The sequence below is a fragment of the Paenibacillus thermoaerophilus genome (assembly GCF_005938195.1).
GTDB classification, from domain to species: domain Bacteria; phylum Bacillota; class Bacilli; order Paenibacillales; family Reconciliibacillaceae; genus Paenibacillus_W; species Paenibacillus_W thermoaerophilus.
In genome coordinates, this window is record NZ_VCQZ01000003.1 from 30086 (window position 1) to 43428 (window position 13343).

At 58.6% G+C, this 13343-nt stretch carries 9 protein-coding genes; 4 read left to right on the forward strand and 5 right to left on the reverse strand.

What is annotated here, in order from left to right; all coding sequences use genetic code 11:
- The first annotated feature begins 37 nt into the window (after nucleotides 1-37).
- A complete protein-coding gene (gene sda, locus FE781_RS02975; protein ID WP_138788314.1) occupies nucleotides 38-214 on the forward strand; it encodes a sporulation histidine kinase inhibitor Sda in 177 nt (58 codons plus the stop codon).
- 166 nt (nucleotides 215-380) lie between these two features.
- On the opposite strand, the gene FE781_RS02980 is transcribed toward sda, so the two are convergent.
- Genes FE781_RS02980 through FE781_RS02995 form a run of 4 tightly spaced genes read right to left on the reverse strand, consistent with a single transcriptional unit; the run spans nucleotide 381 to nucleotide 9362 of the window.
- Complete coding sequence (locus FE781_RS02980; protein ID WP_138788155.1) at nucleotides 381-3008, reverse strand: cohesin domain-containing protein; 2628 nt, start codon at nucleotides 3006-3008, stop codon at nucleotides 381-383.
- Nucleotides 3005-4249, reverse strand: a complete 1245-nt coding sequence (locus tag FE781_RS02985) for a cohesin domain-containing protein (protein WP_138788156.1) — start codon at nucleotides 4247-4249, stop codon at nucleotides 3005-3007. The genes FE781_RS02980 and FE781_RS02985 overlap by 4 nt, the downstream gene beginning before the upstream one ends.
- 23 nt (nucleotides 4250-4272) lie before the next feature.
- Nucleotides 4273-6132: an S-layer homology domain-containing protein gene (locus tag FE781_RS02990; RefSeq protein WP_138788157.1), complete on the reverse strand. Its 1860-nt coding sequence runs from the start codon at nucleotides 6130-6132 to the stop codon at nucleotides 4273-4275.
- A gap of 53 nt (nucleotides 6133-6185) precedes the next feature.
- Nucleotides 6186-9362, reverse strand: coding sequence for a cohesin domain-containing protein (locus tag FE781_RS02995; RefSeq protein WP_138788158.1), 3177 nt, complete (start codon nucleotides 9360-9362; stop codon nucleotides 6186-6188).
- A 741-nt stretch (nucleotides 9363-10103) separates the two neighbouring features.
- On the opposite strand from FE781_RS02995, the gene mqnE reads away from it, so the two are divergent.
- The 3 genes from mqnE to FE781_RS03010 all read left to right on the forward strand — a co-directional run bounded on the left by mqnE (nucleotide 10104) and on the right by FE781_RS03010 (nucleotide 12925).
- Nucleotides 10104-11207 carry an aminofutalosine synthase MqnE gene (mqnE, locus tag FE781_RS03000; protein WP_138788159.1) on the forward strand — a complete coding sequence of 368 codons (1104 nt, stop codon included), beginning with the start codon at nucleotides 10104-10106 and terminating at the stop codon, nucleotides 11205-11207.
- An 11-nt stretch (nucleotides 11208-11218) separates the two neighbouring features.
- The gene (locus FE781_RS03005; RefSeq protein WP_281281865.1) at nucleotides 11219-11692 is read left to right on the forward strand and encodes a M23 family metallopeptidase; all 474 of its coding nucleotides are present in this window, start codon (nucleotides 11219-11221) and stop codon (nucleotides 11690-11692) included.
- A gap of 168 nt (nucleotides 11693-11860) precedes the next feature.
- Nucleotides 11861-12925: an NAD(P)/FAD-dependent oxidoreductase gene (locus FE781_RS03010; protein ID WP_138788161.1), complete on the forward strand. Its 1065-nt coding sequence runs from the start codon at nucleotides 11861-11863 to the stop codon at nucleotides 12923-12925.
- Nucleotides 12926-13000: 75 nt separating this feature from the next.
- Here the strand turns inward: FE781_RS03010 and FE781_RS03015 are convergent, their stop codons facing one another.
- Nucleotides 13001-13267 (reverse strand): YuzB family protein, encoded by a 267-nt coding sequence (locus tag FE781_RS03015; RefSeq protein WP_138788162.1) that lies wholly within the window; start codon nucleotides 13265-13267, stop codon nucleotides 13001-13003.
- Nucleotides 13268-13343: the final 76 nt, after the last annotated feature.

Here is a 13343-nt window from a genome sequence, read left to right on the forward strand (position 1 = left end):
CTCCGGATGAGAAAGACTATACGGCAAGGTGAACGACATGAAAATTCTTAGCGACGAAAATCTCCTTCAAGCTTACCGGGACGCAATCGATCTGGCACTTGATCCTCATTTTATTTACCTGCTTCGCAGCGAGATTTCCCGGCGCAAACTGGAACCCGCATATCCCTCCATGCACGATTTCATGCCGTCGGACAACGGGAAATTGGACGAATAGATCGGCGGCACAGCTCCGAAACAGATCGGAACGACAAAAACAGGTTGGGCGACCGGAAACCGTTGCCCAACCTGTTTTTGTTTCTTCCGGGAAAGAAGCGGCCGCTGCCTCCGAACCGTCCCCGCCGGAAGAGCGGGGCGAACCGGTCAGGCGGACGCCGTCGCCGTTATTCGAACAAGTCCATCGCCACGAGGGCCGCATCGGTGATATCGATCGTTCCGTCGCCGTTCACATCCAGATCCGGATCGAACGAGGAGGCGCCGACCCGCTTGGCGACCGCCACCAGGTCGATTTCATCGACACGGCCGTCCCCGTTCACATCGGTGAGATCCCTCAGGTTCACGGCAATCGACCGGTCCTCCGCTTCGGCGTATAGCAGGCCGCTTTCCGCCGTATGAACCGCGCCGAGGGCGGACCCCCGCTTCAGCGTTACGGATGCGGGACCTTTGACATCAAGCGCTTGGAACACAAACGTAAACACATGCGCATTCCCGTTTATTTCTTGGTCCCCTAATTTCGTAACGACCGCGCGGGCGGTCCCCGCGGCGTGATCCGTCCGCGAATCGGCAAACGCGTCGGCCGCGAAGGCGTCGCCTGCGCGGATGTCCGTCAGCCTCACCTTCGCGGGGTCGAATTCGAGGCTGACATCCGCTGCGTACAAGCGATAGGCGTCGGCCACACGAACTTTTACTTCAAAAGTCTCGCCGGGCGCCGCTTTTGAGGGAGCTTCCAGGCTTAAACGGCCCGGCGACGCGTATTCCGCATCGGAGACGCTGCGTTCGTATAACGTGCCTTCTTGCGCGTAATACAAGTTGCCGTCGTCGCCGATCGTAAATAATGCTGCGGACACGCCGAGGTTGGCAAACTCGAGCGATTGAGGGTCGACAACGACCAGCTTACCGTAGATGTCGGTGTACAAGAGTCCGTCGTCCGAGAACCGGATATGAATCGGACGCCACATCCCATAGTTTTCCACGCCGGGGAAGATGACTTTGCTTTTCGTGATTTCCCGCGAATCCGGATCGATCGCGAATAAGATGCCGTCCGCCGCGGCCCACAACAAGCCGTCCGGTCCGAATGTCAAGCCGCTGATCATGATGGGGGCCTTGGCAGCGCCCGGGATGTCCGGTTCCCATTCCAAGATTTTCTCTTCCTTCTCCACATCCCAGATAAACATTTTGGCTTTGGTTGCCGGACTCACGCTGTCCAGACCGCCGCGAATTGAGGTCGAGCCGTAAATCAAACCGTCGCGGTAAGCCAATCCGACGATGCTCTGGTCCTGCACGACGTTGCGGTATACCTTGTAAGTGCCGGCCGGATCGGATTCGTCGAAGACGACCAGAGCGCCTCCCGTCTTGCCGTAAGTCGGGATCGTTCCGAAGAACGCCTTGCCGTCCCCGAACGTATTGACATACGGCCGGTCCTGCTCGTCTTCAACCTTAAAGAGCAGGGTCGGGTTTTGATCCGGCATATCCGGCTTCAGCGGTTTTCCCGTGTCATACGCGCGGATTTCCGCCCCCGGATATACGCCGAAGTAAACCGTATTCCCGCTTGAGCCGATACTCTCGGCCTGGCCCAGCGGGAATGTGGAGAATTGGCCCGTGGACGGATCGTAGGCCGCGCCCGTCGCGGCGGTATAGCCGCTCATGTAGAGAACGCCGTTCGGCCCTTTCTCCAGCGCCTGGATGCCCAGCGAGCTTCCTCTCACGACAGCCGGCTTCGTCGTCACTTTCCGGGCATCGACATCGAAGTAGGCCGTTCCTCCGGCATACTGAACCGTCACCAGAACGGGATTGGGCATCTGCGGGTCGTTGTCGAGCCGCACCCAGCCGGAGTTGCGCAGACTGGAGCCGTAAGTCATCCCCGTCGGTTCGGCGGTGCGCGTGGTCATATCCCATTCCATCAGCTCCCGGTTCTGAACAAAATACACTTTATTGTTGCGTTCGGGCGATACGCGCAGTCCGGAGACTCCCCAATATTCTTGATCCAGCCATGTTTCATTGTCCAAATCGTAGATGATGTAGATCGCTTTGCCGTCGCCGCTCAGAAACGCGAACAAATAGTCGCCGCGGACATCAAGGCCGTAGACGAACGGGTACTGCGTGACGCCTTCGATCGGTTTCAGCGGAATAACCGTCTTCTCTCCGGTCTCCACATTCAGCTTGACCAAGTCGCCGACCGCCCCGATGCCGGCATACACATACCCGTCTTTGTAAGCGATCGAGCGGACATAGTCTCGCCCTTCCACCATCACCCCGTAATCGCGGAACTGGTTCGTTGCCGGATTGTATTGAAACACTTTCCCGTCGTCGAACGTCCCGCCGTATATGTTCCCGTGCTCATCCGCCGTCAGCGACCATACCGATTTCGCGCCGGAGACCGCCGCGCCCAGATTGTCGATCGTCCCTGAGGCCGGATTGTAGCGCAGAAGAATCGGGCCGCCGTCCGACACGCCGATATACACGCTCCCGTCCGGAGCGGTTACGTGGGCCCAGGCGCTTTTCCCCACGGGCAAAGGCAAGGCGCGCGCCAATGTATAGGTATCCAGATTCACGGCATTAAACATGGCCGGGTTGCCTGCCGAGGTCGTATACAGCATATCCTGACCGTTCTCCGTACCGTAGACGCCGTCAAACAGCGCGGCTTGCTGAATCGGCTCTCCGAGAGCGGCCGGTTCTCCGAGTTCCTTCATGATGCGGGCATCCGCACTTTCCGCGGGAAGCCAGATCGCGGCTGCCAGAACGGCTCCCGATATCGTTCGCGTCAACCTTTTGGACAAGCGGTTCAAGTTCATGGCGCGCCTCCTTCGAAAATGGCCAGTGAAATCAGCGAGAGATCGGCAATATCGATTTTTCCGTCCGCATTCAGATCGAACTTCGCCGTATCCGGGCTAACGGCGGTGCCTACTTTTCTGGCGGCCGCCACCAAATCGGCCAAATTGACCTTGCCGTCCCCTGTCACATCCTCAAGCCGATCCCGAATGCCGACCGACAGCTCGACATCGGTCCCCAAGGTGTACAGCTTGCCTGTTTCATCGGCGTCGATCTTCGCGGTTGTTGCGCCCCGGTCCAGGCGGATCACGGCCGCGTCGGTCTTCTGCAGCGGCTTGAATCTCAATGTCGCCACCTGGACATCTCCCGTGACGGCGTGGTTGCCCAATTGCGTCGCCACGATCTGAACCTTTCCGCTTTGCGTCTGCTGCGATCTGAATAACGCCTGGCCTTCGCTTGCGAACGGTCCGGCTCCTTCGGCCGATACGAATTGAAACTGCTGCGGGTCAAAATAAATGCTGGCGTTCACCGCGTACAAGCCGGAAGCTCCGCGCGCGGACAGACCGACTTCATAAGTTCCGTTGATCGGTACGGATGCCGGACCCGCAAGCGCGAGCGACTGAACGGCCGGAATGTCCTCTGTCGGGAACACGCCGTCGATATGGAAATCGTCATAATAAGCGCCGTTGGTCTGCCACAGGTTCGATACGGAGGCCATGACGCGGACCGTTTTGGCGTTAGCCGGCGCCGTGAGCGCGCCTGTCTGCAGCTTCACCCATTGGCTTTGTCCGGCCGAATGATGGACAACCCCGTTGTCGCCTCCGACTTGCGTGCCGTTCTCGTCATAAAACCGCATCACGAAGCTGGCGCGGTTCGGCACACTGCCCGACCCGTTGTTAAATGTCGACCCTTCAATGTAGATCCACACGGAACCGGTATACGTCTCGCCGGCGATGATCGGGATCGGCTGCGACCAGATGGCGACGCCTTTTCCGTCATCCATATCCGTCAATTTCAAGCTGTAGCTGCCGGTCCGGGCTTTCTCGTTCGTTACCCCGTACGAGACCTTGACGCTGCCGGGCGCGATAAATTCGGACCAGCCCGGAATTTGGGAGCCTGTGACCGGTTCCTCGAAGCTGGCGTTAAAAACCGGCGAGCCGGTTGCCGCCGCCCTGCCCGGCGGCAACAGCGTTAAAGCGGATAACACCCATACGGACAGGAGCAGAACAGCAATCCGTCGGAACGTCTTTGTCCCCATTGCCATACATTCATACCTCCGTCTCCAGATTAATCGGATACAGACACCGGTTTAAACTCGCTTTCCAGCAATCGGTACAGCACAACCGCGGCATCGGCGCGCACCGTATGCTCGTGCGGATTGTACCGGTTGGCGGCGTCGCCCCTCAGCCAGCCCCGGGCCTTCGCCTTGTAGACCGCTTCGGCAGCCCATTCCGGTATAAATTCATCGTCCTCGAATCGCTGGGTCTGATGTTCTTCGGCAGAGGATTCGAGGTTAAGTCTTGCCAGCAAAACCGCCAGCTCCGCGCGGCTGATCGGAACGTCCGGCCTGAACGTTCCGTCCGGATAGCCGTCGATTAATCCCCGCTCGTACGCGATGCCTACCGCCTCCGTATACCACCGGCCCTCCGGAACATCGCTGAACGATCCCGCGCCTTTCGCGCTTGCCGTCCAGCCCATGGCACGCGCCAGCATGGCCGTCCATTCCGCCCTCGTCACTTCCTTCCGCGGACCGAATTCGGTATCGCTGATGCCGTTCAGCACATGGCGCGCGCTTAGCCCTCGTATCGCCCGGACCGCTTCCTCGTAAGTCGAGCCCAGGTCGTCATAGCGCCGGTTGTAGGCTGCGAGCGCGTACGTACTGAAATGCGTCAGCCGGACGGTTAAGGTACGGTTGTCCCTGCTGCGCTCCGTTTCGCGGACATACGTCCAGGCATCCCGCTCTTCATCCAGCAGGTAAACGCCCAGCAGATCGGGATCGGCCTCCTCCGGATGAGACCACCGGATCGTGACCGGCTTCGCGAATTCCCGGCCGGACCCAAGCTCGAACACGTAACTGGCCAGCGGATCGAAGCTGCCGGTTTCCGTCTGCCGGTGACGCCGGGGGCCGGGTTTGATCGACAAGGTCGCCGTGTCGCCGCCCGCCTCACGCAGCGTTTCCGCCGGAACGGTCATCGCCAAGCCCTCCGCGTGCACGGAGAGATGAAGCCCCCGAAGCCGCATGGCTTCGATCGCAGCGGAGGAGAAGGTCATCCGCCCGGAGTTCCCGTCAGGAATCGCGATGTTCAGGGAAGCGGGGGCAGGAACTTCCAGGCCGATCCGTCCGGACGCGTCCCGCAACTTGTCCGCAGCCGCGAGCAAGCCCTCCAGCGCCGCTGCGTCCACGGTCAAAGACTGCGCTCCGGGCGCAAACTCCAGCGTCAGCAATCTGGCGGACGTCTCGCGAACCAGTTTTTCGACGATGGGCCGTTCCTCTTCCGTAACGCCTGTCAGCCGGTTTAATCCGTCCGCCAGATCGTTCGCCGCTTTGAGCCGGCCGGGCTCCTTGCCGACGGCCTCGACGATCTCGCGCACCGACGGGGCGCCGGAAACCGGGGAAGACGATCCGGCGGATTCGTTCCCCGTTATGCGAATCGCGATTTTCGACACTCCCGCTTTAAGCGGATGCGCAACCAAATCGGGATACGTCTGCCCGTCGACCACCCGGGTCGTACGCTCATCCGTCACTCCTTTGACGGGGACGGCTTCAACCGCCGTATCCCCGGATTTGAGCGCCTTAAAGGTTATCGCCACAAGATCCTGCCGGCCGCTTCGCGACTTTTCCTTCGCTAAAGCGGGCACGTAGAGCAGACCTTTGTCCGTCAAATCGTTATCGAGAACCGAGTAGGACACGCCGGCATATTTCACCAGTTCCAACGCGCTTGCATCGTACAGCACTTTGAACTCGACCCCGTAGAGCCGGTCCGCCGGATTGGCCGTTACGGTGACCACAACTTCTCCGTTTTGCCGGACGGAGGCGGTATTTACCCGCAAGGCGATTTCGGATTCCGGGTATTCCGCCGCCGAGGCTGCCGGAAGCGAGTAACAGCCGAGGAGCCATGCCAACACCAACAAAGCCGTCTTGCGCATAACAAAACTCCCATCTGTTCGAGATTAGGCGGATGGCGATCCCGGATTTGCGGTTACTGCAAGATTTGGGCCGCTACCAAGCCGACGTCCGCGATATCGATATGGCCGTCTCCGTTGACATCCAGCCTGCGCGTTTGCTCCGTGGCCTGTTGTCCCGCATGCTTGGCAACGGCAATCAAATCCATCAGATTAACGACGCCGTTTTGATCCACGTCTTCCGGCAATTGCGTAATCTGAACGGCAAGAACCTGATCCTCTCCAAGCGGGTATGTCACGCCGGTTTCATCCGAATCGGACTTGGCTGTCTCCGAGCTTTTGTCGAGCCTGAGCTCGGTGTTCCCGGGCGCATCCCGCGCCTTTAAACGGATAACGGCGATTTCCGTATTGCCGTTGACGCTGCGGTCCGCAAGCTGAGTGGCCAAGAGCTGGATTTTCCCCGGTTCGTCCGTCCGGTAATCGAAGAACACGTCGTTCCCGCCTTTAAACGCTTCGGAAACGGCAACCGATTCAACCGCGAATTTCGCGGGGTCGTAGCGGATTACCGCGCTCACGCCGTACAAGTCCGAAGCGTCCTCCGCCCGCAGCGATACGTTAAGGCTCTGCCCCTTGGCAACCGTGCCCGGAGCGGAAATGCTCAACTTGCCCGCGGTTGCGTCCTGATTGGGGAATTTACCGGTCACATTAAAATCGTCATAATAAACCCTCGACAAGTTGTAGCTTGAAGAAGAAGCGAATACCCGGACATACTTCGCATTCGGCGGGGCGGTCAATTCGGCGGTAACATCCTGCCATTGCCCCGGATTGGTGGAGACATGCGTCAAGCCTTCGGCCACCTGCTTGTCGTTCTCGTCAAATGCGCGGAACAGCAGACTCGGCGTCCCTTCCTCGATATACATCTTCACGCTTGCCCTATACCGTTCGCCCGGCAGCACTTCAATCTTGTCGCTTTGCAGGGCGACGGCCGTTACAGGTTCTCCCGGCACGTTCCGCAGCGTATCGACGACCTTCAGGCTCTTGCTGCCGCTGGCGCTGCGCTCGCTGCTGACCTCGTAATAGACTTTTGCGGAAGTCCCAAACAAACTGGACCAACCCGGAATTTTCCCGTTGTCCAGCGGCAATTCGAAGCTGCCGTTGTACACGGTCGAAGGCGCGGGTTCTCCCGGCTGTCCCGGTTCTTCCGGCTCCTCGGGATCGATCGGCTCATCGAGCGTCGTGACCTGGATACGATTCAGCATCGTTTTGTCGTCCCCGGAGGAGTAATACAAATGCCCGTCGTTGCCGATCACAAATCCATAAGCGCGCGTCACGTTTCGATACGCCAACGTCTCCGGGTCCACCGCGATGAGTTCGGTTCCGAAGAGCGCGTACAAGATCCCGTCTTCCGACCATTCCAGTTCAACCGCGGACCAAGCACCCAGATCGACCGATCCGTGGTACACCTTCTTGCTTTTCACGACTTGCAGCGTCGCCGGGTCCAGAGCGAACACGTAGCCGTTTACCGCTCCCCAGATGTAGCCGTCTTCGGGCCCGACCGTTAATCTGCCGATAAATTTCGGTTGGACGACCCCGTCGATATTCAGCGAAAATTCAGACTCTTTCTCGCCTGTTGCCGCATTCAGCACAAACATCTTCGCCTCGGTTGCCGTCGGATTGCTGCCGAGCCCGTTGTTTACGTTCGTCGAACCGTACAGCTTCCCGTCTTTGTAGGCCAGACCGATCACGCTTTGATCTTGCACGATATGCCGGTACACCCGCAGTCCGCCGGAAGGCGCCGAGGGGTCGTAGACCGATACCGCTCCGCCTAATTGTCCATACGTGGAGATGCTGCCGAAATACACGTTCCCGCCGCCGGAGGTGATGACGGCGACCCGATCCTGCCCGTCTCCCAGTTGGAACTCATGCTTCGGATTTTCCGCGCTTGGCGGGGCGGTCAAGTCGAAGGAGAAAATATTGCCGCCCGGATAAACGCCCATATACATCTTGTTGCCGAACACGTGCATGCTGTCCGCTTGTCCGATGGCCATCGGCGTATTCACTCCGGTTGCGGGATCGTAAATCGCTCCCACGCCGGCGCCCAGCGAGCTCATGTAAATTTTGCCGTCGGGGTCTTTCTCCATCCCGTGAAGGGGCAGCGGCGTGCCTTGAACGACCGGGTCGTAAAATTTGACCGTGGCGGTCTGAATGTTAAAGAACGCGATGCGGCCGGCGAATTGAACCGTAACCAGATTCCAGCCGGGCAGATCGGGATCGTTCTCCACTTGAACCCAGTCCGCGCCTCTGAGGCTGCTCGCGTAAGGCATTCCCGTATCGGCGACTTCCAGCGTGTCCAGCCGGATCGATTTCAGCTTGCCGTCCGCCACGAAATACACTTTTCCGTCGAGGGAATCCGTTACATGCAGACCGCTTACGTTGGACAAGACGATATCCAGCCATTTGCCCTCGTCAAGATCGTAAATGTACATGTTTTTGCTTTCAGAATACCGGGCGAACAAATAACGGCCGTCCACCGCGTCCAGATCGTAGACGAATCCTTGCTCTCCCAGAGAAGCCGCAATATCGGTTTTCGTTCCGGTCGCCGGATCGAGTTTGACGAGCTGGCCGTGAGCGGTTCCCGCATAAATCGTTCCTTGATGATAAGCGATCGAGCGCACATATTCCTGCTCCTGGACGCCGATCATGCGGCCGTAGTTGGTAATCTGTCCGGTCGCCGCCTCGTATTTGAACACGTTGCCCCCCGGATACGTGCCGACATACGCATTTCCGGCCTCATCCGTCGTCAAGGACCACGGGGCTTCCGTGCCGAAGTCCGCAACCGGTTGGACTTGTTTGGTGACCGGCGAATACTTCCACAGTTTTTTGCCGCCGGTTACATAAACCGAGCCGTCAACAGCGACCTCATGATGCCAGGAATCGCCGGCTCCTTCGAGCGGAAAGCTTCGAAGCAGCTTGTAGTCGTCCAGATCGACGACGTTAAGCACGGCGGGAGATCCCTTAACCGTCGTATACAGCACATCATGGCCGTCTTCCTGTCCAACCGCCCCGTCGTAAATGCTGACGGCATTGATCGGCGCAAGCAGCGGCTCCGGCGGACCGTACTGCTTGTAACTCAGTTTTCCCGGCTCGCTTGCTTGCGCGGGAGCAGCCTGCAACCCGCCGATCGCCCATGCCAGAATAAACGACAACGCGATCCACATTCCTCTGCGCAACGGTCGTTTCCTTTGGTGTTTCATCTTGATCCTTTCCCTCCCCGGCTCGCTTGGATTGATGTTCAGATTCGGTCCCCTTGTACAAGAGGACCGGACAACCGCAAATAAAGCGTTTCTATCTCCTTTCTATCGGAACTGATCCCATTGTAAAATCCCCGTCCGAACGCGAACAATGAGCCGATATTTTGATTTGCTGCGGCAATGTTACGGAGTTCGCAAAAGAAAACCACAACGCAAGAGCTCGTCGCATTGTGGTTATGGTTGCACGATTCATCTCTGGTGCTTTGAATTACACATCATTTTTCGTTTGGAAACGCCTCTGTAAATGAGTAAGGCTCTTTCGTAAATATCGATGCTAATAGAAGGGGTTATCGAATTCCCGATATATGGACTTTGCATCGACCAACCTTACGCTTTTCGAAGGAACCCGTAAATCGGACCCATGATGAGGTCTTCGCCGTTCACGCCGGTAAGCTCGACGAAGGACGCTTTGATTTTTTCGTTTTGGATCATGGTTGACTCCCCTCATCATATGTAAAAACGATTATGGCCATTATCTCAAAGATCATCGGCGCAAAAAAGCCCGCAACCGAAAAAGCGTTTGACGCTCGAACCGGCTGTTATTTCTTCCGGTTGCCGAGCCTTACCATGAGGATTATAATAGATGGGATGATAAGTAACCGATCGGGCCGCCGTGGATGTGCTCGTTTGTGCATGTTTTCACAAATATTTTTCCATCCGTAGAGAGACAAGGAGGAGACCGGGATGACGACAATCATGGGGAACCCGGATCTGAGGCTCGCCGAGGTCGCGGAGAAGGTTCGCCACGGGGAGCGGTTGACGCTGGAGGACGGAATCGCGCTGTACGAGTCGGACGACTTGCTGACGATCGGCCAGCTCGCGGACGAAGTCAATCAACGCCTGAACGGCCGCCATGTGTATTTTATCCAGAATATGAGCCTCTATTATACGAACGTATGCGAGGAGCGCTGCGCGTTCTGCCATTTCCGCCGGGACGAAGGCGAGGAAGGCGCGTATACGGTTTCGCCGGAGGGCATGCTGGATTACGTGGCGAAGCATTACCACCCCGCCATGCGCGAGTTCCATATTACGGGCGGACATAACCCGCACGTGCCGTTCGATTATTACGTCGAGTGCATCCGCGTGCTGAAGCAGGAGTACCCGAATGTCACCATCAAAGCGTATACGGCGGCGGAGATCGACTTCTTCTCGCGCATCTCGGGCTTGAGCTACGAGGACGTGCTCCGCACGCTGCGCGACGCCGGTCTCGACACGATGCCTGGCGGCGGCGCCGAAATCCTCAGCGACCGCTACCGTCAAAAAATGCGCGTCGAAAAAGCGTCCTCCGACGAATGGCTGGACGTGCACCGCACCGCTCACAAGCTCGGCATGAAGACGCATGCCACCATGCTGTACGGCGCGGTAGAGACGAAGGAAGAACGCATCCGCCACATGCTGTTGCTGCGCGAGCTGCAGGACGAGACGGGCGGATTCATGGTGTTTGTCCCGAACGCGCTTCAACCCGCCAGCGTCAACGCCGGCCTGAAGCGGCGCGTCTCGGCGTTCGAGAATCTGAAGACGATCGCGATCAGCCGTCTGATGCTCGATAACTTCCCGCACATTAAGGCTTACTTCATCAATCTCGGCACGCAGGTGACGCAGCTCGCGCTCGCGTTCGGCGCTTCCGACGTGCACGGCACGATCATTAACGAACGGATCAGCCATTCGGCCGGTGCGACCTCTCCGGACAGCCTGACCAAGGACGATCTGGTGCACCTGATCAAAGGCGCCGCCCGCATCCCGGTCGAACGCGATACGTTCTACCATCCGGTTCATATTTACGAATAAGCGCGAGAGGGTTGGCGGATGAATTGGTTGATTGCGCTGCTGCTGTGCGGCTCGGTCGCGGACGCGAGCCCTTCCTGCTTCCGGTCAAAGGGCGCCTGACGACGCCGTACGGCTTCACCCGCTACGTCAACGGCCAATCTGCCGGCAGCCATCAGGCGATCGACCTGGCCGCTCCGAAGGGGACTCCCGTCCAGGCAGCCAACGACGGATTCGTCGTGCTCGCGGAGGAACTGTATTTAACGGGAAACGCCGTCTATATCGATCACGGCATGAATTTATTTTCCCAGTACATTCATCTGGACGAGATCCTTGTGACGCCCGGACAGCGGGTGAAGCGGGGCGACATGATCGGCAAAGTCGGCTCGACCGGTTTCTCCACCGGCCCGCACCTGCACTTTACGTTCTGGGTAGGCAATTCGCCGGTGAATCCGAATATGTTTTTTGATACGCTGCCCTTCTGGTGGAACACTATAAACAGCTCATGATCAACGTCCGCCCGACGGGCGGGCTGCGGCGATAGGACAAGGCAGTAGGCCGATCGGAAGAAGCCGCCCGGCGCAGCCGGCTTCTCCCATCCCGAACCATTCTATAACCAGACCGCCGGACTTGGCTGTCCGCGCGGTTTTTTCGATGAAAAAGGAAGGTTGTCTCTCATGAAACAGGTTGTGATTATCGGCGGCGGCTACGGCGGCCAAACGGTGGCGAACAAGCTGCTGGAGCAAGACTTGCCCGCGGATACGCGGCTGGTGCTGATCGACCGCATGCCGTTCCAAGGACTGAAGACGGAGTATTACGCGCTTGCGGCCGGAACGGTGTCGGACCTCGACATCCGCGTGCCGTTCCCCGTCGACCCGAGACTGACCGTACGTTACGGCGAAATTACCGGAGTCGATCTCGACCGCAAACTCGTGCTTCTGGATCAGGACGATCCGGTGCCTTACGAATATCTGGTGCTGGCGCTCGGATGCGTGGACAAATTCCACGGAATCCCCGGCGCGGACCAGTATACGCAGACGATTCAGACGCTGTCCGCGACGCGCCGAACGTATCAGGCGCTGAACGACGTGCGCCCGTACGGCCAAGTCACCATCGTCGGCGGCGGCCTCAGCGGCGTCGAGCTGGCCTCCGAGCTTCGGGAGAGCCGCCCCGATCTCAACATCCGACTGCTCGACCGGGGCCCCCGCATATTGTCCCACTTCCCGGAAGGCCTGAGCCGGTACGTGCACCAGTGGTTCACCGAGCATCACGTCGAGCTGGTGTCCAACGTCTCGGTATCCCGCGTGGAGCAAGGCGTCGTCTACAACCGGGAACAACCGATTGTCACCGACGTAACGGTGTGGACGGCTGGCATTCAGCCGAGTCCGATCGTCCAGGCGCTGCAGCTTCCGAAGGACCCGGCGGGGCGTCTGATCATCGACGCCTACCATCAGCTTCCGGATTATCCGGGCGTGTTTATCGTGGGAGACTGCGCGAGCCTGCCCCACTCCCCGAGCGGACAGCTCGCCCAGCACCAGGGAGCGCAGGTGGCGGAGGTGCTGCAGGCGATCTGGAAAGGAACGACCCCTCACCTGAAAAAAATCAGGCTGCGCGGCATGCTCGGCTCGCTCGGCAAAAAAGCCGGCTTCGGCGTTATGGGCAAAAGCACGGTCATGCTCGGAAAAGTTCCTCGCCTGCTCAAAAGCGGCGTGTTATGGAAATCGAAACGGCACTTCGGTTAAGATGCGGGGAGATGCGGCGGGCTGGAGGAGGCATGCGTATACGGGGACGAGCTGGCGGCGGGCTGAAAACGGGCTTTAATCCAGATCGTCCACGAACGCAAACGGGTCTTCTTCTTCGCCTTCAACAGCCAGCAGTATTTTCTCGTACAGCTCGTCCGCATGCGCCGCGTCGACAATTCGCCCGTTCACCAGCGCGAACGGTTCCATATAACATTGGCCGCAATTGCCGAGGCAGCCGTATTCGACGACATCGAAGTCGGGATGTGCTTCTTCCAATTTTTTCATGATCCGGTCGGTGCCGTGATGCATATTGTTGGCGCAAAACTCGATGATGGCTTTCATGTGCGTTGCTCCTTGCCTCAAGGCTGGGCCGCCCCGGACCGGGCGGGCCTTCGAGCCATTTTACTTTCGCGGTCGA